Source organism: Methylobacterium sp. Leaf106, from assembly GCF_001422895.1.
In the GTDB taxonomy this organism is placed as follows: Bacteria; Pseudomonadota; Alphaproteobacteria; order Rhizobiales; family Beijerinckiaceae; genus Methylobacterium; species Methylobacterium bullatum.
This window is the reverse complement of sequence record NZ_LMNB01000023.1, coordinates 614,297-636,098: the sequence shown is the minus strand read 5'-3', so window position 1 is coordinate 636,098 and position 21,802 is coordinate 614,297. Positions and strand designations below refer to the sequence as shown.

The 21,802-nt window shown below is 65.1% G+C and carries 20 protein-coding genes; 8 read left to right on the top strand and 12 right to left on the bottom strand.

What is annotated here, in order from left to right:
* Window positions 1-18: 18 nt before the first annotated feature.
* Together ASF34_RS14700 and ASF34_RS14695 are read left to right on the top strand one after the other, a co-directional pair.
* Window positions 19-276 (top strand): DUF6111 family protein, encoded by a 258-nt coding sequence (locus tag ASF34_RS14700; RefSeq protein WP_018044910.1) that lies wholly within the window; start codon window positions 19-21, stop codon window positions 274-276.
* A complete protein-coding gene (locus tag ASF34_RS14695) occupies window positions 273-1,541 on the top strand; it encodes a CCA tRNA nucleotidyltransferase (RefSeq protein ID WP_056161879.1) in 1,269 nt (422 codons plus the stop codon). The genes ASF34_RS14700 and ASF34_RS14695 overlap by 4 nt, the downstream gene beginning before the upstream one ends.
* Window positions 1,542-1,555: 14 nt before the next feature.
* On the opposite strand, the gene atpC is transcribed toward ASF34_RS14695, so the two are convergent.
* From atpC to ASF34_RS14660, 7 genes are all read right to left on the bottom strand, one after another.
* Window positions 1,556-1,957, bottom strand: a complete 402-nt coding sequence (atpC, locus tag ASF34_RS14690; RefSeq protein ID WP_056161877.1) for an ATP synthase F1 subunit epsilon — start codon at window positions 1,955-1,957, stop codon at window positions 1,556-1,558.
* 76 nt (window positions 1,958-2,033) lie between these two features.
* Window positions 2,034-2,282, bottom strand: coding sequence for a hypothetical protein (locus ASF34_RS14685; RefSeq protein ID WP_018044913.1), 249 nt, complete (start codon window positions 2,280-2,282; stop codon window positions 2,034-2,036).
* Between the two features lie 4 nt (window positions 2,283-2,286).
* A complete protein-coding gene (gene atpD / locus ASF34_RS14680; RefSeq protein ID WP_018044914.1) occupies window positions 2,287-3,747 on the bottom strand; it encodes a F0F1 ATP synthase subunit beta in 1,461 nt (486 codons plus the stop codon).
* Window positions 3,748-3,793: 46 nt separating this feature from the next.
* Window positions 3,794-4,669, bottom strand: a complete 876-nt coding sequence (locus ASF34_RS14675; RefSeq protein ID WP_018044915.1) for a F0F1 ATP synthase subunit gamma — start codon at window positions 4,667-4,669, stop codon at window positions 3,794-3,796.
* 161 nt (window positions 4,670-4,830) lie between these two features.
* Window positions 4,831-6,360, bottom strand: coding sequence for a F0F1 ATP synthase subunit alpha (gene atpA / locus ASF34_RS14670; protein ID WP_018044916.1), 1,530 nt, complete (start codon window positions 6,358-6,360; stop codon window positions 4,831-4,833).
* A gap of 74 nt (window positions 6,361-6,434) precedes the next feature.
* Complete coding sequence (locus ASF34_RS14665; RefSeq protein WP_056161874.1) at window positions 6,435-7,004, bottom strand: F0F1 ATP synthase subunit delta; 570 nt, start codon at window positions 7,002-7,004, stop codon at window positions 6,435-6,437.
* A gap of 286 nt (window positions 7,005-7,290) precedes the next feature.
* Window positions 7,291-7,986, bottom strand: coding sequence for a DsbA family protein (locus ASF34_RS14660; RefSeq protein ID WP_056161872.1), 696 nt, complete (start codon window positions 7,984-7,986; stop codon window positions 7,291-7,293).
* 504 nt (window positions 7,987-8,490) lie between these two features.
* Here ASF34_RS14660 and ASF34_RS14655 point away from each other — a divergent pair.
* On the top strand, window positions 8,491-9,969 hold the full coding sequence (locus ASF34_RS14655; protein WP_056161870.1) for a methyl-accepting chemotaxis protein: 1,479 nt from the start codon (window positions 8,491-8,493) through the stop codon (window positions 9,967-9,969).
* A gap of 135 nt (window positions 9,970-10,104) precedes the next feature.
* Here ASF34_RS14655 and ASF34_RS14650 read toward each other — a convergent pair whose 3' ends face one another.
* A complete protein-coding gene (locus ASF34_RS14650; RefSeq protein WP_018044920.1) occupies window positions 10,105-10,731 on the bottom strand; it encodes a 2-hydroxychromene-2-carboxylate isomerase in 627 nt (208 codons plus the stop codon).
* Between the two features lie 204 nt (window positions 10,732-10,935).
* On the opposite strand from ASF34_RS14650, the gene ASF34_RS14645 reads away from it, so the two are divergent.
* Window positions 10,936-12,177 (top strand): argininosuccinate synthase, encoded by a 1,242-nt coding sequence (locus tag ASF34_RS14645; protein WP_018044921.1) that lies wholly within the window; start codon window positions 10,936-10,938, stop codon window positions 12,175-12,177.
* A gap of 49 nt (window positions 12,178-12,226) precedes the next feature.
* Here ASF34_RS14645 and ASF34_RS14640 read toward each other — a convergent pair whose 3' ends face one another.
* Window positions 12,227-12,796 (bottom strand): hypothetical protein, encoded by a 570-nt coding sequence (locus ASF34_RS14640; RefSeq protein ID WP_056161868.1) that lies wholly within the window; start codon window positions 12,794-12,796, stop codon window positions 12,227-12,229.
* Between the two features lie 129 nt (window positions 12,797-12,925).
* Entirely contained in the window at window positions 12,926-13,723 is a 798-nt protein-coding gene (mtgA, locus tag ASF34_RS14635; protein WP_082494178.1) for a monofunctional biosynthetic peptidoglycan transglycosylase, read from the bottom strand.
* 13 nt (window positions 13,724-13,736) lie between these two features.
* Here mtgA and ASF34_RS14630 point away from each other — a divergent pair, with 13 nt between their 5' ends.
* The 4 genes from ASF34_RS14630 (at window position 13,737) to leuB (ending at window position 20,088) form a co-directional block, all read left to right on the top strand.
* Window positions 13,737-14,696, top strand: coding sequence for a polyprenyl synthetase family protein (locus ASF34_RS14630; protein WP_026176129.1), 960 nt, complete (start codon window positions 13,737-13,739; stop codon window positions 14,694-14,696).
* Between the two features lie 397 nt (window positions 14,697-15,093).
* Window positions 15,094-16,578: a SulP family inorganic anion transporter gene (locus ASF34_RS14625; protein WP_056161866.1), complete on the top strand. Its 1,485-nt coding sequence runs from the start codon at window positions 15,094-15,096 to the stop codon at window positions 16,576-16,578.
* Window positions 16,579-16,967: 389 nt separating this feature from the next.
* Window positions 16,968-18,557 (top strand): methyl-accepting chemotaxis protein, encoded by a 1,590-nt coding sequence (locus tag ASF34_RS14620; protein WP_244478999.1) that lies wholly within the window; start codon window positions 16,968-16,970, stop codon window positions 18,555-18,557.
* 421 nt (window positions 18,558-18,978) lie between these two features.
* Window positions 18,979-20,088, top strand: coding sequence for a 3-isopropylmalate dehydrogenase (gene leuB / locus ASF34_RS14615; protein WP_056161861.1), 1,110 nt, complete (start codon window positions 18,979-18,981; stop codon window positions 20,086-20,088).
* Between the two features lie 89 nt (window positions 20,089-20,177).
* Here leuB and ASF34_RS14610 read toward each other — a convergent pair whose 3' ends face one another.
* Together ASF34_RS14610 and ASF34_RS14605 are read right to left on the bottom strand one after the other, a co-directional pair.
* Window positions 20,178-20,582, bottom strand: a complete 405-nt coding sequence (locus tag ASF34_RS14610; RefSeq protein WP_018044928.1) for a hypothetical protein — start codon at window positions 20,580-20,582, stop codon at window positions 20,178-20,180.
* 101 nt (window positions 20,583-20,683) lie between these two features.
* Window positions 20,684-21,577, bottom strand: a complete 894-nt coding sequence (locus ASF34_RS14605; protein WP_056161859.1) for a hypothetical protein — start codon at window positions 21,575-21,577, stop codon at window positions 20,684-20,686.
* Between the last annotated feature and the right edge of the window lie 225 nt (window positions 21,578-21,802).

Sequence of the window (21,802 nt, the reverse complement as noted above, 5' to 3'; positions counted from 1 at the left end):
CCACCCCGTGAAAGCCACATGATCCGTCGCCTTTTCGAAGAAGCCCTCATCTTCCTGCTGCCCTTCGTGCTGTTCGGCCTCTATCTCGCGATCAGGGGCCGCAACCCGCGTCATGGCACCCATTGGGAAGGGTCGGTGTTCCGCCTGACCATGGGAGGGCTCGTTCTGGTGATCCTGTCTCTCGTCGTCGTGGGGTTGACCGGCGAGAAGCATCGCGGCGGCTATGTCCCGCCGAGCATCGAGAACGGCCAGGTCGTGCCCGGCCATTTCCAGTGACGAGCCGCGATCTTCAGCGGGACGGGCTGAACGCCCTTCTTGCGGATCAGGCCATCTCGCACGTGCTTTCCGTGCTGAAGGCGCCAGGAGAGGAAACCCGGATCGTCGGAGGGGTCGTCCGCGATGCCCTGCTCGGGCGGGTCGGGTCCGACATCGATCTCGCCACCACTCTACTGCCCGAGGATGTGATGCGGCGGGCAACGGCCGCCTCCTTGAAGGCACTCCCCACCGGGATCGCGCATGGAACGGTGACGATCCTGTTCGACGGCCGGGCCTTCGAGGTGACGACCCTGCGAGAGGATGTCGAGACCGACGGGCGGCATGCGGTGGTGAGGTTCGGGCGCGATTTCGCCCGCGATGCCGAGCGCCGCGACTTCACGATCAACGCCCTGTCCCTGAGCGGGAACGGCGCCTTGCACGACACGACGGGAGGCGAAGCGGATCTTCACGCGGGCCGCGTCCGTTTCATCGGGGATGCGGCGACCCGAATCCGCGAAGACGCTCTGCGCATCCTGCGCTTCTTCCGCTTCCATGCCCGCTACGGCATCGGAGCACCCGACGAGGAGGGGTTACGGGCAGCGGCCGACGCGGCGGAGGCCCTCGACGGCCTGTCGCGCGAGCGGGTTCGTTCGGAACTCCTGAAGCTCCTGGAAGCGCCGGGCGCCGTCCAAGCCGTCGCAGAAATGAGGGGAGCCGGGCTGCTAGCACGCATTGTCGGCACCGAAGGTCATCTCGACCGCCTGGAACGGGCCGTTTCGGCGAGTACGAATCAGGGCGCGCCGCAGAGCGCTGTCGCACGGCTCGCCGCCCTGGCCGTCGATTCCGGCACCGATGCCGAGCGACTGAGACAAACGCTGCGCCTATCGAACGAGGAACAGGCCTGCCTTCAGGCGTATGCGGCGGCGAGGGGGGCGATAAAGCGTCTACCCGTCATTGCGGCGGCAGATGTATGGCGCCTCGTCGCGACGCAGGACCTGGGCGGCTTGGCCCTTGTCGTCGCCGTGATGGGCGACCAGCGAATGAGTGAGATGAGCGTGGAGGCTCGCTTGGCCTTCGAGCGGTTCCTCGACGGCACCCAACCCGTACCCGTCTTTCCCCTAAGCGGGGGCGACCTCATTGCGGCGGGCGTCCCACCGGGCCGTTTGATCGGGAAGGGACTCGCAGCCAGCCATGCTTTCTGGCTCGAACGGGGATGTCCCTCCGGGAAGGAGGAGCGCACCCTCCTCCTCGATCATGCCGTCGCCACCGCCCGCTCGAAAGCCTGAGCGCGGCGAAGAAATCAGAAGTTGAGAGCGACCTTGGCATCCTGAAGCTGGACGATCTGACCGCTGATCTCGTCCTTCTTGGCGAAATCTTCGGTGGCATCGCGCTGTAATTCGAGGGCGGCGATATCCTTGTCGAGGGAATCAGGCGTGATTTCCTCGAACGGGTTGGCTCGCTCGGCGATCACGGTGACCATCGTCGGACCGATATCGGCGAATCCGCCGCGCACCAGCACGCGCTTGCCGGCATGCCCCGCCTCGTTGATGACGATGACGCCGACCTTGAGGGCGGTGAGAACCGGAGCATGACCCGGCAGCACGGTCATCTCGCCCTCGACGCCGGGAAGCTGCACGGCCTCGATTTGACCGGAATAGACCGTCCGCTCGGGGCCGACGAAATCGAACTGGAAAGTGGCCATGACGTCGCGAGTCCCGATTCGGGTTGTCATTTAGAACCGATGGCGCAGCGGCCTGAGCCCTGCGCCATAATGTGTTTCAGGCGCGTGCCCGACCGGCGACGAAGCCAACCCCGAGGCCAAGGGCCGCACCGATCACGGCGAAGATGCCGATGTGCTGCATCTGGCCGGTGGTCAATGAGCCGCCGCTGGTACCTGCCGGTTTGTCGCCCTGAACCTCGAGGCTGAAGTCGCCGATCCTGATCTCGGCAGCCTGAGGCCGGGTAAGATACCCGGCCAGGGCGCCGACCACGAGTCCGACGAGGAGAAGGCCAATCTTGGCGTTCATGCGCTCAGGCCGCGGCGGCGATCTTCTTCGCCTTTTCCTTGGCGTCCTCAATCGTGCCGACCATGTAGAACGCCGCCTCCGGCAGGTCGTCGTAATCGCCGTTCACCAGGCCCTTGAAGCCCTTGATCGTGTCGGCCAGGGGGACCTGGATACCGGGCGAGCCGGTGAAGATCTCGGCCACCGAGAAGGGCTGCGAGAAGAAGCGCTCGATCTTGCGGGCGCGGGCAACGGTGAGCTTGTCCTCTTCCGAGAGCTCATCCATGCCCAGGATCGCGATGATGTCCTGCAGGGCCTTGTAGCGCTGCAGGGTCTGCTGGACGCGGCGGGCGACGTCGTAATGCTCCTCACCGAGAACGGCGGGGTTGAGCATGCGCGAGGTCGAGTCCAGCGGATCCACGGCCGGGTAGATGCCCTTCTCGGCGATGGACCGCGAGAGCACGGTGGTGGCGTCCAAGTGGGCGAACGACGCGGCGGGCGCCGGATCGGTCAGATCGTCGGCCGGCACGTAGATGGCCTGCACGGAGGTGATCGAGCCCTTGGTGGTGGTGGTGATGCGCTCCTGCAGGGCGCCCATGTCGGTGGCCAGCGTCGGCTGGTAACCCACGGCGGAGGGGATGCGGCCGAGGAGAGCCGACACTTCCGAGCCGGCCTGGGTGAAGCGGAAGATGTTGTCCACGAAGAACAGCACGTCCTGGCCCTGGTCGCGGAAATCCTCGGCGATGGTGAGGCCGGTCAGCGCGACACGAGAGCGGGCGCCGGGGGACTCGTTCATCTGGCCGTAGACGAGCGCACACTTGGAGCCTTCGGCCGAGCCGTTGTTCTCCTTCGGGTCCATGTTGACCTTGGACTCGATCATCTCGTGGTAGAGATCGTTACCCTCGCGGGTGCGCTCACCGACGCCGGCGAATACCGAGTAGCCGGAGTGCACCTTGGCGATGTTGTTGATGAGCTCCATGATCAGCACGGTCTTGCCGACGCCGGCGCCGCCGAACAGGCCGATCTTGCCGCCCTTGGCGTAAGGGGCGAGGAGATCGACCACCTTGATGCCGGTGACGAGGATCTGCGACTCAGTGGACTGCTCTGCGTAGGACGGCGCGGGCTGGTGGATGGCGCGCAGGGTGTCCGACTGGATCGGGCCGGCCTCGTCGATCGGCTCGCCGATGACGTTCATGATTCGGCCGAGGGTGTTGAAGCCGACCGGTACCTTGATGGCTTCGCCGGTGTCGGTGACTTCCTGGCCACGAACGAGGCCTTCCGACGTGTCCATGGCGACGCAGCGCACGGTGCTCTCACCGAGCTGCATGGCCACTTCGAGAACGAGGCGGTTGCCGTTGTTCTTGGTCTCGAGGGCGTTGAGGATCTCCGGCAGGTGGCCGTCGAAGTGAACGTCGACCACGGGGCCGATGACCTGGGTGATCTTGCCGACCTTGTTGGAGCCAGCGCCGGGGAGAGCGGTGTTCGCCATGTTACGGGTCCTTCGAATATGTTGCGGTCAGGGCGACGGGGAGCGCTTAGAGCGCTTCGGCACCCGAGATGATTTCGATGAGTTCCTTGGTGATCATGGCCTGACGCGTACGGTTGTAGATCTGCGTCTGCTTCTTGATCATCTCGCCCGCGTTGCGCGTGGCGGAATCCATGGCGCCCGTGCGTGCGCCCTGCTCGGAGGCCGCGTTCTCCAGGAGAGCGCGGAACACCTGGACGGTGAGGTTGCGCGGCAGCAGCGTGTCGAGGATCGCTTCCTCGCTCGGCTCGAACTCCAGAGCGGCATCCGGAGCGGTACCGCCGGCTGCGGGCAGCTCGGCCGGGATGAGCTTCTGGGCGGTCGGCACCTGGGCGATGACGGAGCGAAAGCGCGAATAGAACAGCGTCGCCACGTCGAACTCGCCGTCGTCGAAACGCGAGATGATGCTCTGCGCGATCTCGGCGGCGAACTCATAATCCACCGGCTTGTTGCCGCGCAGGTCACGGCTTTCGATGATCTGGTCGCGGTACTGGCGACGCAGGAGGTCGTAGCCTTTCTTGCCGACCGTGACGATCTTCACCGTCTTGCCCTCGGCCGTCAGCGTGCGGATGTGCTCGCGGGCCAAACGCACGATCGACGAGTTGAAGCCGCCGCAGAGGCCGCGGTCAGCCGTGCAGACGACCAGCAGGTGAACCTTGTCGGCTCCCGTGCCGGACAGAAGCTTCGGACCCTGGACGCCACCGACGAGGTTCGCGGCGAGGTTGCCGAGCACCTGGGACATCTTCTCGGCATAAGGGCGTGCGTTCTCGGCGGCATTCTGCGCCCGCCGCAGCTTTGCCGCGGCGACCATCTGCATCGCCTTGGTAATCTTCTGCGTGCCCTTCACCGAAGCGATGCGGTTACGCAGATCCTTCAAACTCGCCATGGGGTGACTTCCAGATCCGTTCGGTGCGGTTCGACGCCATCTCTCTTCCCCTCGCGTGAGGAAGAGCCGGAGTTGGGGGTGGTGTCGAAGAGGTCTCGGCCGGTCCGGCACACCTCCACCCCAGTCCCCTCCCCGCTAAGGGAGGGGATCATCGACTGGCTTTAGGCCAGCGACTTGGCGACGCTCTCGACGACGCCCTTCAGCGTCTTCGCGCTGTCGTCGGACAGATCCTTCGAGTCACGGATCTTGGTGAGCAGGTCGGCGTGCTTGGTGCGCAGGGTCGAGAGCAGCGCGTCCTCGAAGGGACGGACCTTCGACACGGGAAGAGCGTCGAGATAGCCGTTCACGCCGGCATAAATCACCGCAACCTGCTCTTCCATCTTCAGCGGCGAGAATTGCGGCTGCTTCAGGAGCTCGGTGAGGCGCGAGCCACGGTTCAGGAGCTTCTGGGTCGAGGCGTCGAGATCCGAGCCGAACTGCGCGAAGGCAGCCATCTCGCGGTACTGGGCGAGCTCGCCCTTGATCTTGCCGGCGACCTTCTTCATCGCCTTCGTCTGGGCCGAAGAGCCCACTCGGGAGACCGAGAGGCCGACGTTCACCGCAGGACGGATGCCCTGGTAGAACAGGTCGGTCTCGAGGAAGATCTGGCCGTCGGTGATCGAGATCACGTTGGTCGGGATGTAGGCAGAGACGTCGTTGGCCTGGGTCTCGATGACCGGAAGCGCGGTCAGTGAGCCGTTGCCGGCGGCATCGCCCATCTTGGCGGCGCGCTCGAGCAGGCGCGAGTGAAGATAGAACACGTCGCCGGGATAAGCTTCGCGGCCCGGTGGGCGGCGCAGCAGCAGCGACATCTGGCGGTAGGCCACGGCCTGCTTGGAGAGATCGTCGTACACGATCACGGCGTGCATGGCGTTGTCGCGGAAATACTCGCCCATGGCGCAGCCGGCGAAGGGTGCGATGAACTGCATCGGAGCAGCGTCCGAAGCGGTGGCGGCGATGACGATGGAATATTCCAGCGCTCCGTTGTCTTCGAGCGACTTCACGAACTGCGCGACGGTCGAGCGCTTCTGGCCGATGGCGACGTAGACGCAGTAGAGCTTGGCGTTCTCGTCGGTGCCCGCATGGGCCGGCTTCTGGTTGAGGATCGTATCGAGGGCGATGGCGGTCTTGCCGGTCTGGCGATCGCCGATGATGAGCTCGCGCTGGCCGCGGCCGACGGGGATCAGCGCGTCGATGGCCTTGAGGCCGGTGGCCATCGGCTCATGCACCGACTTGCGCGGGATGATGCCGGGCGCCTTCACGTCGACGCGGCGACGCTCGGTGGTGGCGATGGGGCCCTTGCCGTCGATGGGGTTGCCCAGCGCGTCAACGACGCGGCCGAGGAGTGCCTTGCCGACCGGAACGTCCACGATGGCGCCGGTGCGCTTGACGGTCTGACCTTCCTTGATGTCGCGATCGGACCCGAAGATCACGATGCCGACGTTGTCCTGCTCGAGGTTGAGGGCCATGCCGCGCACGCCCGACTCGAACTCGACCATCTCGCCGGCCTGGACGCTGTCGAGGCCGTAGGCGCGGGCGATGCCGTCACCTACGGAGAGCACTTGGCCTACCTCGGTGACTTCGGCGTCCTGGCCGAAATTCTTGATCTGCTCTTTCAGGATCGCGGAGATCTCGGCAGCGCGGATGTCCATCGTCTGGCCTCTTTAAATTCGGAACGAAGTTGCTGTGGAGAAAACGGGAGCGGTCGTGCGCCGGGGCGCCGACCTCAGGCTTCCCGCATCGCGAGTCGAATACCGTTGAGCTTGGTCCGCAGGGACGCATCCACCATCCTGCTTCCGATCTTGACGATGATTCCGCCGATCAGGGCCGGATCCACCCGCAGGTCGAGATCGATCTCAGACCGGGCGACATCGCGCAAGGAAGCCTTGATCTCTTCAAGGACGGCGTCGGAGGGGCGCTCGGCCACCGTGACTTCGGCCCGCACGATGCCCTTCGAAGCAGCCACGAGCCGATTGAAGCAGCGGATCATGTCCGGCAGCACGAACAGGCGCCGGTTTGCGGCGGCGAGACGAATGAAGTTGGCGCCGAGCCCGGTGATCCCGGCCTTGTCGAGGATGGCGCCGATGGCGGCTTCCTGCTGCTCGCCGGTGAAGACCGGGCTGCGCACGAGGCGCATCAGGTCGGCGCTCTCGTTCAAAAGGCCGTCGAATTGCTGAAGGCTCGCGGCCACCGCATCGATCTGGCGCTCGTCGCGGGCCAGCTCGAACAGTGCGGAGGCATAGCGACCTGCTACGCCTGCAACCGGGGAACCCGCCTCGGAACTGGTCTGCGCCACGCGCCACTCTCTCTTTTAATCCGGCCCGAGGTTCCGGCCCGTGACACCGTTCTCGGCGTCGGCTCTGAAACCGTCAGGAATGGGAACCGCCTCGAAATACAGGTCTGAAACCCGTCCTCCCGGCGCGGCGAGGGCCTAGCATGCGTGTTGGGGAGGCGCAAGACGAAGACGGCTCTGCATAAGCTTGTGCGGCGCACGGTCATGCGATCATCCCCAATCCGCGCAAACGATGGCGAAGGTGAGGCGCGGACCGGGTGGCATCGGTCGGGGCCTACGACGAGGACCGTCAACAGGCGATCTGGTCGCAACGGCGCATGGCGCCGATCATCCGGGCGAGGGATTTCGCTCCCGGATGCCCGAGCAGGCCGGTATTGCCGAGGACGTAGGAGGGAGTCGCCACGAGGCCGAGGTCGGCGGCCATCCGCATCTGCGCCCTCAGGGCGAGTCGCACCTCGTCGCTGTCGGCGATCGTCTCGATCTCGGAAGCGGAAACACCCAGGGTGGCGGCAACCTGAAGCGCGCCGCTGCCGTCGATCTTGCCCGGCTTGGCGAGGAGCCTCTGGTAGAGCGTCCAGGCTGCGGCTGAGCCCAGCTTGCGCTGGATCGCCAAGGCGACCTTCGCCGCCTGCGCCGATTGCGGCGAGAGAATCGGGTTGTTGACGAGCCCGATCCGCAAAGCGGCATCGCTTGCGGCGAGCGACACCATGTCGACCGCCGCCTTCCGGCAATACGGGCAATTATAGTCGAAGAACTCGTAGAGCGTGATTTCCGCCTCGCGGGCGCCCACGTATGTGACACCCTTCAACGCGGGGATTTCTCCGACGATCTCGCCCGGGAGCCGCGTGTTCGCGATGGGTCGGCCGTCGTCGTTATCGACCTTGAAGGTCTGGCCGTATCCCTGGGCCACACTCGCGCCGGAGGAGGAGACGAGAGAGGCCAGGCTCACGGCCCCGGTTAGGAAAGTTCGACGGTCGATGGTCATGGGAACCAAGCCTCGAATGTGCGCGGTTTCCAATCATTCGGCACCGCAGGTCGCGCCTCATAATCCCGGTTCGTGACCGTATCCAGTCCGCCGGTGCCCGCAACGGGGATCGTTCCGGCACAGCCAGTCCGTCCGTCAATGAGATATCGTTCCATGTCCCAGAACCGGGCACCTAAAAGGGCCTCCGCTTCGTCTTACCAAATATCAAAATAATCAGAGAAACAGTCGACATTGTATAATTCTAAAGGCAGAACCGACATAGATTTATACAGGAATATATATTTATATTTGAGAAAAACCAAAATCAATGGTGAGTGCACTCACCTAATTTGAAATACAAACACATTTTTTTCACTTTTTATAACGTTATCGTGATGGGCGATTTCTGATTTTTGCGATCCAGTGAGGATCTCGTTAACTTGGCAGATAGAAACGCGAGCGTATCAAAGATTGCAGGGTCGAGCGCGGCGATCCACCCCCAACCCTTACGCGTCAAATAGGGTGATGAACTTCTTCACGAACAGCGATCTCCGGTCCAAGATCGACGCACTGGATCGCTCTCAAGCGGTCATCGAATTCGATACCGATGGCAAGGTACTGACGGCCAACGGGAATTTTCTTGCTGCAATCGGCTACGAACTGTCCGAGATCCAGGGCAAGCACCACAGCCTGTTCGTCGAACCGGCGTTCCGGGAGAGCCAGGATTACCGTGCCTTCTGGACCGCCTTGGCCGCCGGCACCTTCCAATCCGGCGAGTTCAAGCGCATCGGCAAGGGCGGGCGCGAGATCTGGCTGCAGGCCACCTACAATCCCATCCTCGGACGCGACGGCAAGACCACCAAGATCGTCAAGTTCTCGTCCGACATCACCGAACGGGTGATGCAGTCGATCAACGACGAGGGTCAGATCAAGGCCCTCCACCGCTCTCAGGCGGTGATCGAGTTCGCCCTCGACGGCACCATCCTCACCGCCAACCGGAACTTCCTCGACGTGATGGGCTACGACCTGTCCGAGATTCAGGGGAAGCATCACAGCCTGTTCGTCGATCCCGCTCTGCGCGCCGGCGCCGAATACAAGAGCTTCTGGGACGAGCTCGGGCGCGGCGAGTATCAGGCCGACGAGTACCGGCGGATCGCCAAGGGCGGACACGAGGTCTTCATCCAGGGCACCTACAACCCGATCCTCGACCGTGCAGGACGCCCGCTGAAGGTCGTCAAATTCTGCATCGACGTGACGCGTCAGGTTCTGGAGCGAAAGCGGCGCGCCGACATCCAGATCTCGATCGCCACCGACCTCAACGCCATCGCGGGATCCGCCTCCGGTGCGTCGCAGCAGGCCGGTCAGGCCGCGCTGGCTTCGACGCAGGTCTCCGCCGACATCCAGACCGTGGCGTCCGGCGCCGAGGAGCTTGCTGCGTCGGTGTCCGAGATCAGCATGCAGGTCACTCACGCGTCCGAGATTTCCGGTCAGGCGGTGAGGCAGGCTCAGGAAACCAGCACCATCATCGCCGGCCTGTCCGGTGCGGCGACCCGAATCGGCGAGGTCGTCGCCCTGATCCAGGGCATCGCGGCACAGACCAACCTTCTCGCTCTCAATGCCACGATCGAGGCGGCACGGGCCGGTGAGGCGGGGCGGGGCTTCGCCGTGGTCGCCACCGAGGTGAAGGCACTGGCCGCCCAGACTTCCAAGGCCACCGAACAGATCACCGCTCAGATCGCGTCGACCCAGCAGGCGACGCAGGACGCGGTGGGGGCCATCACCTCGATCCAGGACACGATCATGACTCTGAACGAGGTCGCGAGCGCGATCTCGGCCGCGGTGGAGGAGCAGAGCGCCGTCACCCGTGAGATGTCGGCCAGCATGCAGACCGCCTCGAACGGCGTCACCCTCATCACCGGTAGCCTCAGCGAAATCGCCCGCTCCACCGAAGAGGTCGACGAGGCCACGCAGAAAGTCAGAACCGCCTCACAAGAGGCTGCCTGAAGCTTCACCGGTCCTGATTCTATCGAGGCGAGAAATGCGGTCGCGGCCCGACAAGGCTCGCGACCGATCTCTTTTCATGACGCCGCCTCGCGGCCTCGAATTAACCCGGCCGTTTCGGTGAGGGATCAGTGGCGCCTATCGCATCGCCCCCGGCCGGTCCCCGGTCGCCCAGGCGAGAGCCTGCTCAAGCCGGTCGTTGCCCCAGAACAATTCGCCGTCGCCGGTCAAAAAGGTCGGGGCGCCGAAGATGCCGCGCGAGCGCGCCTCCTCTCCGTTGACGCGCAGACGCCCTTTGTTGCCCTCCAGAGCCGCGGCCTTGAGGATCACGGTGCCGTCGAGACCGAGCCGGTTGAGGATTCCGGCCACGGCCTGGGGTTCGGCGATGGAGTGCCCGACGGCGAACTGGGTTTCGTAGACGGCTTTCGAGAAGGGAACGAGCCAGTCGTGATCCATGCCGTAGGTGGCTGCGCGCGTGGCGCTCAGGCTGTTCTGCGGGAACGGGTCGGGCCGTTTCAGCGGCGGCAGGCCTTGCCGCGCCGCCTCGCGCTCCACGTCCCGCCACATATGCCGTCCCTTGGCGGGGAAGAGATTGAACGGCGAGGAATTCCAGCCCTGGCTGGCGAAAATAGGCCCCAGGAGAAACGGCCGCCATCGCAGGTCGACGCCGGCGGCTTGCGCCATCGCATCGATCCGCATGGCCGCCAGGTAGGAGTAGGTGGAGGAGAACTCGTACCAGAATTCGAGGGTCGGCCGTCTCGGCATTCGTCGAATCTCCGGCGTGGGATCAAGAGTGGGGTCCGATTACGCAGTTTCGGCTGTCGCGGCCAGGGCGGCAACAGGGTCCGCTGCCGCGGCCGTGGAAAGCGGGGCCGATACCTCTGCAACGTCTCCTGCGGCATGCCGGTTGCACGACGCGGCTCTCGGCTGATAAGTCGCCCCCACGTCACGAGAACCGAAGCGAGCCCCATGTCAGACGCGAATCCGAAGCCCGTCAACAAGGTCGTGCTCGCCTATTCCGGTGGCCTCGACACCTCGATCATCCTGAAATGGCTGCAGACCACCTATGGCTGCGAGGTCATCACGTTCACGGCCGATCTGGGCCAGGGCGAGGAACTCGAGCCCGCGCGAAAGAAGGCCGAACTGCTCGGCATCAAGCCGGAAAACATCTTCATCGAAGACCTGCGCGAGGAGTTCGTGCGCGACTACGTCTTCCCGATGTTCCGCGCCAACGCGGTCTACGAGGGCGTCTATCTCCTCGGCACCTCCATCGCCCGCCCGCTCATCGCCAAGAAGCAGATCGAGATCGCCGAACGTCTCGGCGCCGATGCGGTCTGTCACGGCGCCACCGGCAAGGGCAACGATCAGGTCCGGTTCGAGCTCGGCTATTATGCCTTGAAGCCCGATGTGACCGTCATCGCCCCCTGGCGCGAATGGGACCTCAAGAGCCGTGAGCAGCTCATCGCCTTCGCCGAGCAGCACCAGATCCCGATCTCCAAGGACAAGCGCGGCGAGAGTCCGTTCTCAGTGGACGCGAACCTTCTCCACGCCTCCTCCGAGGGTAAGGTCCTGGAAGATCCGGCCGATGAGGTGCCGGATTACGTCTACTCGCGGACCCTCTCGCCGGAAGAGGCCCCCGACACCCCGACCATCGTCACGATCGGCTTCGAGAAGGGTGACGCGGTCTCCATCGACGGCGAGCGCCTCTCCCCTGCCACTCTTCTGGCCAAGCTCAACCAGCTCGGCCATGACAACGGCATTGGCCGTCTCGATCTCGTGGAGAACCGCTTCGTCGGCATGAAGAGCCGGGGCATGTACGAGACGCCGGGCGGCACGATCCTGCTGCCGGCCCACCGCGCCATCGAGTCGATCACGCTCGACCGTGGTGCGGCCCATCTCAAGGATCAGATCATGCCGCAATATGCGGAGCTGATCTATAACGGCTTCTGGTTCTCGCCTGAGCGCGAGATGCTTCAGGCTCTCATCGACAAGAGCCAGGAAATGGTCACCGGCGAGGTCCGGCTGAAGCTCTACAAGGGCGGCATCCACGTCATCGGCCGCACCAGCCCGAACTCCCTCTACGATCAGGATCTCGTTACCTTCGAGGAGGGCGCGGTGGCCTACGACCATCGCGACGCGGCGGGCTTCATCAAGCTCAACGCGCTGCGCCTGCGCACTCTGGCGCAGCGCAAGAAGAAGCTCGGGGCATAGGCCTCGGGATCCACCCCTCCCCCGTCGCGGGGAGGGGTTTACGCAGTGCTCAGACGGCAGCCCAGCGGTTACCCGCCTTACCGAAGGGGCCGGGGCCGAGATCGCCGTAGCGCAGGAAGATCTGCAGGGCCGGCTGCATCTCGTGATGCACCGGCGGTATTTCGGTCCCCGCTCCATAGGGCTCGGCCGTGTCGAAGGCCGGCACGTCGCGGCCGTCGTCCCAGACGATGTTCAGCTTCCTCACCAGCGCCAGATGCTCGGCCGTCACATCGAAGGTGACGTGCTCGGGCGTCTCGCCCGTCCCTTCGTCGCGAAACACGTCGCTGACATCGTCCGACGAAAGCTTGGCCAGGGTGTTGTGATACGCGTAGCGGCCCGGTTTCAACACGGCATTGTGGATGAACACCGCGAGCGCGTCGCCGAGCGCCCGGTGTTCCTCGTCCGCCCCATCATCGTCGCCGGTGACGTTGAAGATGTCGCCGTCACGGTCGGTGCTGCCATAGGGTGCGTCGGGATGCACGATGGGCGCGCCCTGCCCGGCCGGGTTCCAGGCCACCACCATCCGACGGATCAGGGCGATCCGCTCGAGGGTGAGGTCGAAGGTTGTGCTGTCGGCCATGTCGCGTCCGCTATCGGTGTTATGTTCGTCGTGTCTCGCATCCGCCCCGTCACGGGCCGGCCCCGGCCGCCTGCCGGAGAATGGACGGCTCTATGACACGTGTTGCGGCAAGCCTCCACGTGTGTGGATTCAGCGAAGGCAGCCCATCAATCCACCGACCCCATTCATCCGCCCCTGGATTCGGGTGGCGACCGCACGCACGCCGCGAGACGGCAGAGCCGCATTGCGTTGGATCGGGTTCGGCAGAACGGCGGCGAGCAGGCTCGCCTCGCTGCGGTTGAGGTTCCGCGCGCTCTTTCCGAACCAGCGCTGCGCCGCCGCCTCGGCGCCGTACACACCGTCCCCCCATTCGGCGATGTTGAGATAGACCTCCATCATCCGCCGCTTGCCCCACAGGGCGTCGGCCATGACCGCGAGGGGAATTTCGAGGCCTTTCCGGATGAAGGAACGGCCCGGCCAGAGAAACACGTTCTTCACGGCCTGCATGGAGATTGTCGAAGCCCCGCGGCTCGGCCCCTCGTCATCATCCACTACGTCGCGCAGGGCGCCCCAATCGACGCCGTTGTGAAGGCAGAAGCGCTGGTCCTCGGACGCGATGACGGCCTGGACGAGAAACGGCGAGATCGCATCGAGGGGGACGGCCTCCCGGCTGACGGGCTTACCGCTGACCCATCGCGCCAGCATCAGGGTTGAGGGCGGCGTCAGCGCACTATAGACGAGCCCCAGAACAAGAATCAGGGCCAGCAACATGACGGGGAGCAGCATGACGAGGCCAACGAACCGCCTCACCCAATGCTTCCTTCGTCCTTGGCGGATGAAATCGAGATCGCGCGCATGGCGTGATCGCGAATCGCTGTCTTCCGCCGCGCCGTCGCGCCGTTCCTGAATCCGTACCTCCCGCACAACGACGCGCCCATTCTTGACCAAGGCCCTTCTTACGATGACCTCACCAAAAGCATCCCACGCTTCGGTCAAGGCGGACGCTTCCCAGGCGTTTTCCCACAAGCTTTCGAGCGTGGCCGACGCCGTCGAGGCGTTTCTGGCCGAACGACTCGGTCCCGAGACGCAGGCGGGCGAGATCACGCGGCCCGTTCGCCTGATGGAGGCCATGCGCCACGCCGTTCTCGGCGGCGGCAAGCGTCTGCGCCCGTTCCTGGCGGTGGAGACCGCCCGGATGCTGGGCGGCTCCGAGGCCGGGGCGCTGGCCGCCGGTTCGGCCATCGAGCTCGTCCATTGCTACTCCCTCGTCCACGACGACATGCCGGCCATGGACGACGACGACATGCGGCGCGGCAAGCCCACCGTCCATAAGGCCTATGACGAAGCCACCGCCATCCTCGTCGGCGATGCCCTCCAGACCCTCGCCTTCGAAATCCTGGCCGATTCCGCATGGCAGCCGGACCCGTCGATCCGCGCGGACCTCGTACTGGGCCTCGCCAAGGCCTCGGGCCTCGGCGGCATGGTCGGTGGGCAGATCCTCGATCTGGGCGCGGAAGGACGCTTCGGCGCCGTCTCCCTGGACGTCGAGGACACGCTCCAACTCCAGGCGATGAAGACCGGCGCCATTCTCGCCTTTTCGGTGGATGCGGGAGCCCTCGTGGGCGGAGCGACACCCGACCAGCGCGCCGCCCTGTGGCGCTACGGGCTCGCCCTCGGCCAGGCCTTCCAGATCGCCGACGACATCCTCGACCGCGAGGCCTCGCCGGAAGCCATGGGCAAGGCCACCGGCAAGGACAAGGATGCCGGCAAGGCGACCCTCGTCGACCGGCTCGGCATCGACGGAGCCCGCGCCGAATGCGACCGCCTCGTCGGCATCTGCGAGGAGGCTGTCTCCGCCTGGGGCGACAAGGCCCAGACTCTGCGGGAAGCGGCGCGGTTCACGGTGGCGCGTAAGGTCTAGAAACAATCCCGCCACGCCCGCGGGCCTCGAAACTCCGGGTCGCGGGATCTCCTTGGTGTGAGGGGTTGGGCCGGCTCCAAGACATCCGTCGTCATTCGGGGTCTGCGTAGCCGCGCTCGGAATGACGGCGTGATACCCCGGGCGTCGTGCGGGACCGGCAGCGGCGCAAATGTAAGCCGTGCCCCGACCCGCCGCGATGTTGCATCGCGGCGGGTCCATGCTATCAAGCGTCCATGCATCTCAAGCGGTTCATCGATTTTCTTGGCCTGACTCCGCCGTAGGCGGAGGCTGAGCAGATCGTGTTCCGTCCATGCCCGATGAGCGCTGAAGCGCCCGGGCCTCCAGATGCCTGTCCCTGCCGACGCTTCGCGCACGGGGACCCTCGAAAGCTTTATCCATGAACCGTCAGCACCTCCGGAGCGAGTGGGCTCCCGACGTCACGCGTGAACTCCTGGCCGGAACGGTGGTCGCCCTCGCGCTGATTCCCGAGGCCATCGCCTTCTCGATCATCGCGGGCGTGGACCCCAAGGTCGGTCTCTACGCATCGTTCTGCATCGCGGTGATCTCGGCTTTCGCCGGCGGACGCCCGGCCATGATCTCGGCGGCCACCGGCGCCATGTCCCTGGTCATGGTGACCCTCGTGAAGGAACACGGGCTCGGCTACCTGTTCGCCGCGACCATCCTCACCGGCCTCCTGCAGCTCGCGGCGAGCCTGATGCGCCTCGGCAACCTGATGCGCTTTGTCTCGCGCTCGGTGGTCACCGGCTTCGTCAACGCCCTGGCGATCCTGATCTTCCTCGCGCAGATGCCGGAGCTCATCGGGCGAGGGCCGGTCGTCTACGCGATGACCGCCATCGGCCTCGCGATGATCTACGGCCTGCCCTACCTGACGAAGGCAGTCCCCTCCCCGCTGATCACGATCCTCGTCCTCACCGGAATCTCGGTCTGGTTCGGGTTCGATATCCGGACCGTGGGCGATATGGGCGCCCTGCCGAGCGAATTGCCCGTCTTCGCCCTGCCCCAGGTCCCGTTCACCCTGGAGACCCTGCGGATCATCCTGCCCTATGCGCTCACCCTGGCAATGGTCGGGCTGCTGGAGAGCATGATGACGGCGGCCATCCTCGACGAGATGACCGACACGACCTCCGACAAGAATCGCGAATGCGCCGGCCAGGGCCTCGCCAACGTCACCTCCGGCCTGTTCGGCGGCATGGCCGGCTGCGCCATGATCGGGCAATCGGTCATCAACGTCTCGTCCGGTGGTCGGGGCCGCCTCTCGACGCTGTGGGCCGGCGCGTTCCTGTTGTTCCTCATCGTCGTGCTCGGCCCCTACGTGGCACGAATTCCCATGGCGGCCCTGGTGGCAGTGATGATCATGGTGTCGATCAATACCTTCCAGTGGAACTCCGTCCGCACGCTGCTGACCCATCCGAAGAGTTCGAGCGCTGTCATGCTGGGCACGGTGGCCGTCGTCGTCACCACCCACGACCTCGCCAAGGGCGTCCTCTTCGGCGTCATCCTCTCGGGCCTGTTCTTCGCCCATAAGGTGACCCGGTTCTTCCGCGTGTCTTCAGTGCGGGACGAGGGGAGCCGGGTGCGGACCTACCGGGTGAGCGGGCAGATCTTTTTCGCCACGGCCGAGGCCTTTCACTCCGCCTTCGATTTCCGCGAGGACGACCTGGATTCCGTCATCATCGATCTTGCTGCATCGCATTTCTGGGACATCACCAGCATCAACGCATTGGACCGAGTGGTGCTGAAATTTCGCCATCACGGCGTTCCGGTCGAGATCTCCGGAATGAACGAAGCGACGGCAATGCTCTTGGACCAGGTCGGCACACATCAGAAGCCGGGTGCCGCGCTCGCCGGCTCGGGACATTGAGCGTCACGATCCGGTCGAGCCGGAGAACCACCGACTGATTTGCAGGACCGCACTGAGCCGTCCCCGGTGCCGCAGCCCCGGGAACGCGGCCTGAAGCCTCAGCTCCGACATGCCGTGAACGCCTCGGTCCGGTATGGGGCAAGTCCGTTCGACTCCCCGATGTTCCGTCCATGTCCCACCTGTGGTGGACAATCGCTGTAACGCCGCGCCGCTTCGCGCTCTATATTAAAAAAACAGAAACTTAATTATCGGATGATAAGTACGAAGTCGGGCACAGCGGAAGAGCATCGGCCATGTTGGCGAACTTAAAAATAATTAATAAGCTTATGCTTGTGATTTCATTGATGGCGACAATCATCGGAGGTTGCATTTGGTACGCAACATCACAGATGACGGCCATCGACGATTCTTATACTTTCTATCTCGACAAAAATGCAAAGGGAGCGACTGCGGGCGTCCGGCTCAATCGTACCGTTTTTCAGATGAGCTATATTGCATTTCGCATCCTCGCGGAGCCCAACCTTGGCGACAGAAAGCGTGTCAGCGCCACCTTTGAGGGGCTTCCCGCCAATGCGGCACAGTTGATCGAAAACATTCGGGAAACGGCACCAACGTTCAAAGCTCAGACCGACATAGTAGCGGCGCTCCTCGGTGAGTTCATCCGGAGCATCGAGGAAATGCGCGGACTCGCCGACAAGGACATGGGCGAGGCGGCGCTGGCTGTGGCCCATACGAAAGTCGATCCGGTGCAGCAGAAGCTGTTCACCGCGTGTCGGCAGTTGGTGGAGGACATCGACGCGATGATCCAGAAGGGCTCCAACGATCTGACCGTTCAGACCACGACGACCCGCCGTTTCACCATGATCCTTTCCACCGCGGGCGTGGCCACGGGCGTGCTCGCCGCGATCTTCGTCGTCATCTTCGGCATCACACGACCGCTCCGCAGACTGACCGATGTGCTGCAGCGCATGGCCCGGGGAGAGGTCGACGCCGAAATCGCCGAAACCCGCCGCCGCGACGAGATCGGCATGATCGGCAAGGCCGTGGAAGGCATCAAGGCCATGGTCGCGCAGAAGGCGGCCGAGCAGGCCGAGATCCGACGCGTCGCGGACGAGGCCGCGGCGACCGAGCGCCGCCGGACGATGGTCGAACTCGCCGATACCTTCGAAGGCGCGGTGGGCGGCATCATCGGCATGCTGTCATCGTCGTCCACGGAGCTTCAGACCACCGCCCAGACCATGACCGCCACTGCCGCGGAGACCGCGAACCAGTCCACCACCGTGGCAGCCGCCGCGGAGGAAGCAGCGACGAATGTCGGAACGGTGGCGGCCGCCGCCGAAGAACTGGGCGTTTCCGTCCAGGAGATCGGCCGTCAAGTCACCGGTTCGGCCACGCTGGCCCAGAGAGCGGTCGCCGAAGCGGACCAGACCGCCGCCTTCGTTCATACTTTGTCACAAGCGGCGACCCATGTCGGCCAGGTCGTCGGTTTGATCGCCAACATCGCCGGGCAGACCAACTTGCTGGCCCTCAACGCGACCATCGAGGCGGCCCGTGCAGGCGAGGCGGGACGCGGCTTCGCGGTGGTCGCCACCGAGGTCAAGGAACTGGCGAGCCAGACAGCGCGAGCCACCGAGGAGATTTCCAGCCAGATCGCGCAGATTCAAGAGGCGACAGGTCAAGCGGTAGCGGCGATCGCCGGCATCACGAACCGTATCCGCGAGATCGATGTCGTGGCCACCGCCATTGCAGCCGCTGTGGAGGAACAGGGAGCGGCGACGCAGGAGATCGTTCGCAACGTCGCCCAGGCGGCGACGGGCACCGGCGAGGTGACCCGCAACATCGCCGGTGTGGCCGGCGCGGCCGAGGATACGGGTGCGGCGGCGACCCAGGTGCTGTCCTCGGCCTCCGAACTATCTCGCCAATCCGAGCATCTCAACGCCGAAGTGGCACGCTTCCTCACCACCGTGAGAGCAGCCTGATCCACCCGAACGGGTGAGAGGCCGCATCGATGTCTTTCGGCCGGCCACCCGGTCGAGGATGCAAGCAGGTGCCGGGGCGGTGATCGTCGTCCCGGCTGGCCCACAGGCTTCGGTTGGATCTCGCGATCCCGTCGCCCGTCGTCTGGCGCGAACAGCCGATTCTGGCCGCGACCGAGCAAATCGCAGTGTCGTGCGAGCCGTGCCCATTCTGATGATCCCGGCAGCCCACAGCTCCATCCCCTCGAGAGATGGAGCCCCAAAAGACCTGAAGCGATTGCTTCGTCGGGCGTGAGACCGAGCAAGGTGCTCAGGCCGCGGACGACCTCGCGGGCACTGCCGGTCCCTACCGCGAACACTTGCCAAGCGCCCGAGCCCCTCGCTACAGCCGCCCGACGCATCACCCCTGGCCGCGAGTGCTCCCATGACCGCCTACAAGCTCCTCCTCCTCCCTGGCGACGGCATCGGCCCGGAAGTCATGGCCCAGGTGACGACCGTGATCGGGGCGCTGGCGGAGACCGGCCTCGCAAGTTTCGAGACCGAGACCGACCTCGTCGGCGGGTCGTCCATCGACGCCCACGGCGTTCCGCTCACAGATGCGGCCCTGGCACGGGCGGACGCGGCCGATGCGATCCTGCTCGGGGCGGTGGGCGGCCCGAAATGGTCCGGTGTCGCCTACGACATCCGCCCCGAGGCGGGGCTCCTGCGGCTCCGCAAAGATCTCGGCCTGTTCGCCAACCTGCGCCCGGCGATCTGCTACCCCGCACTCGCCGACGCCTCGGCCCTCAAGCGCGAGCTGGTGGAGGGCCTCGACATCATGATCGTGCGCGAGCTCACGGGCGGCGTCTATTTCGGCGAGCCGAAGGAGATCACCACCCTGCCCGACGGCACCAAGCGCGCCGTGGATACCCAGGTCTACACCACGGGCGAGATCGAGCGGATCGCCCATGTGGCCTTCGATCTGGCGCGCAAGCGCTCGGGACGCGTGGCCTCGGCCGAGAAGCACAACGTGATGAAGTCCGGCGTCCTGTGGAAGGAGGTCGTCACAAAGGTCCATGCCGAGCATTACAGCGATGTCGAGTTGGAGCATGTGCTCGCCGACAATTGCGCCATGCAGCTGGTGCGCCGCCCCAAGCAGTTCGACGTCCTCGTCACCGACAACCTGTTCGGCGACGTGCTGTCGGACGTGGCGGCCATGCTCACGGGATCCCTCGGCATGCTGCCCTCTGCCTCCCTCGGCGCGGTGGATGAGAAAGGCAGCCGCAAGGCGCTCTACGAGCCCGTTCACGGCTCGGCCCCGGACATCGCCGGCCAGGATCTCGCCAACCCATTGGCCATGATCGGCTCGCTCGCCATGGCGCTCCGCTACTCGTTCGGCCTCGGCGAGGCGGCGGACCTTCTCGACGGCGCAATCACCGATGCACTCGCGGCGGGTGCCCGCACAAAGGATATCGCCGGAGAGGGCGTGACGCCGCTGGGGACCGCCGGGATGGGAGAGGCAGTCGTGGCGGCTCTCAAGTCGCGGGTGCGCTGAAGCGCGAACCGCGGTCTCGTCTGGACATGAAAAAGGCGCCGACCCAACCGGGTCGGCGCCTTTTTCGGTCCATCGTCCGACAGCTGCCCTTAGTAGGGGCTGCCGTTGCGCGAGACGTAGGAGGTCGGGTCGATCGCATCGACGCCGGAGAAGTCGATATTGTGGATCGCGCTCGACCGGGCGCCGACGAACGGGCCGTTGGTGATCGGATCGGGCAGGATCGCACCGCCGAAGCGATCGTTGCGGCCGTAGGGCGGCGAGTTCAGGTAGCTCGCCGTGATGAAGTGCGGGTTGGTCGCCGGGTTGCTGATCGAACCGTTATTCGCCTCGACGACGTTTCCGGCATCGAGCCAGCTGCGCGGACGGATACGGATCGGCAGCGGCTGGCTGACGCGGATACCGGGGGCGTAGCGACCCTGCGCCTCGGCGGCGGTGTTCGCAGCGACGGCGGTGAGGGTGAGCGCGCCCATCAGGGCAATCGTGGCAGTGCGCATGACGGACCTTCGTTGAACCTGTGTGAGGGTAGACCTAATTTCCTTAAGAAACTCGGCCATTCATGGTGAGTAGACGTGCCAGCGGCGCCGTTGTTCCCGGCTTAAGGCCGCGCTTGTTCGGTACGCCGCAGTTTCGCCTCATTATGTCGAATTCGGCGCTTCGAGATCGAACCGGTTTCCCCGGCGGCCTCTCGATTGGGTGCGGCTGCGACCGGCGGTGCGCACCCGTCCACCCGCCTCGCCTCGAACACGCGATACGCCGCTTCGAGGTCCGGGAAAGCTTGGCCATTCAGAACGATCTTGTCCAGGGCGCAGACGATGGCGCGCGGCTCGGGAGGCTGGCTCAAGGGCGCGCAGAGCCAACCGTCGATGCGCGGAGCGACCGGCACGGGCCCGTTTTGCCCCGCATTGGAGAAGCCGGTGCAGACCCGCGTCACCGGACCGCTCAACGTGGCTTCCAGGGTCTCGAACGGACCGAACTTGGTCACGATCGAGCCGCGCTCGCCGGTTCGCACCACGGCGAGGCCCTGCCCCTCGGCGGCACGCCGGGCGATGGTGACGAACAGGCTGACCGGAGGATTCGGGCCCTCGCCGATGGTCAGTCTGAGATAGGGCGCCTCGCTGGCGTCGAAGCGGCCCTGTGAGAGGCTGTCCTCGCGGAGCCCCGTCGCCGGGTTGATGCGCGCGGGCTCGATCTTCGCCGGGTCGAGGGCATCGGGGTCGTCGAGCCGGTATCGCGGCGCCGACGCGGCCATGGGAAGGGCCTGACGTACGTTCGAGGCGGTGGACGCACCATATGCCGGAGGGTTCGCGTCCACCGCCCCGGCCAGGCCCGCTTTCGGATCGCGGGGCGTCGGCTCACCGCCGACGAATCGTCCGACGGCGGCTAAGCAGATCAGGACCGTGAGACAGGGCACGGCGAACCGCACCAGCGGGCGGCGGGCGCGCCTGGCCGGCAATTCCTGGATCTCGTCCTGAACAGCGATGCGATGCATGTAACCCTGAAACCGGCGGCATTTCTCGCGGCTCGCGCCGCTCGGGTGGCGACCATGCCGTCGAGGGTGCGCAGATCGGGTTTCCCGCCGGGTGTCCGGTTCGAGGTTTCGGAATTCGCGGTGAATCAATCCTTGCCGAAGGCTCGGCGCGCCTGCCGTCGTGATCCGTTTGTGACGGCGCGAAAGTCTCGCGTGCAGCGCAACCCTTGACAGCCACGAAGACGA

Coding starts and splice junctions, on each gene's coding strand:
- ASF34_RS14700 (WP_018044910.1), top strand. CDS start 19: ATGATCCGTCGCCTTTTCGAAGAAGCCCTCATCTTCCTGCTGCCCTTC.
- atpC (WP_056161877.1), bottom strand. CDS start 1,957: ATGGCCACTTTCCAGTTCGATTTCGTCGGCCCCGAGCGGACGGTCTAT.
- ASF34_RS14685 (WP_018044913.1), bottom strand. CDS start 2,282: ATGAACGCCAAGATTGGCCTTCTCCTCGTCGGACTCGTGGTCGGCGCC.
- atpD (WP_018044914.1), bottom strand. CDS start 3,747: ATGGCGAACACCGCTCTCCCCGGCGCTGGCTCCAACAAGGTCGGCAAG.
- ASF34_RS14675 (WP_018044915.1), bottom strand. CDS start 4,669: ATGGCGAGTTTGAAGGATCTGCGTAACCGCATCGCTTCGGTGAAGGGC.
- atpA (WP_018044916.1), bottom strand. CDS start 6,360: ATGGACATCCGCGCTGCCGAGATCTCCGCGATCCTGAAAGAGCAGATC.
- ASF34_RS14660 (WP_056161872.1), bottom strand. CDS start 7,986: ATGACCATCGACCGTCGAACTTTCCTAACCGGGGCCGTGAGCCTGGCC.
- ASF34_RS14655 (WP_056161870.1), top strand. CDS start 8,491: ATGAACTTCTTCACGAACAGCGATCTCCGGTCCAAGATCGACGCACTG.
- ASF34_RS14650 (WP_018044920.1), bottom strand. CDS start 10,731: ATGCCGAGACGGCCGACCCTCGAATTCTGGTACGAGTTCTCCTCCACC.
- ASF34_RS14645 (WP_018044921.1), top strand. CDS start 10,936: ATGTCAGACGCGAATCCGAAGCCCGTCAACAAGGTCGTGCTCGCCTAT.
- ASF34_RS14640 (WP_056161868.1), bottom strand. CDS start 12,796: ATGGCCGACAGCACAACCTTCGACCTCACCCTCGAGCGGATCGCCCTG.
- ASF34_RS14630 (WP_026176129.1), top strand. CDS start 13,737: ATGACCTCACCAAAAGCATCCCACGCTTCGGTCAAGGCGGACGCTTCC.
- ASF34_RS14625 (WP_056161866.1), top strand. CDS start 15,094: ATGAACCGTCAGCACCTCCGGAGCGAGTGGGCTCCCGACGTCACGCGT.
- ASF34_RS14620 (WP_244478999.1), top strand. CDS start 16,968: ATGACGGCCATCGACGATTCTTATACTTTCTATCTCGACAAAAATGCA.
- leuB (WP_056161861.1), top strand. CDS start 18,979: ATGACCGCCTACAAGCTCCTCCTCCTCCCTGGCGACGGCATCGGCCCG.
- ASF34_RS14610 (WP_018044928.1), bottom strand. CDS start 20,582: ATGCGCACTGCCACGATTGCCCTGATGGGCGCGCTCACCCTCACCGCC.
- ASF34_RS14605 (WP_056161859.1), bottom strand. CDS start 21,577: ATGCATCGCATCGCTGTTCAGGACGAGATCCAGGAATTGCCGGCCAGG.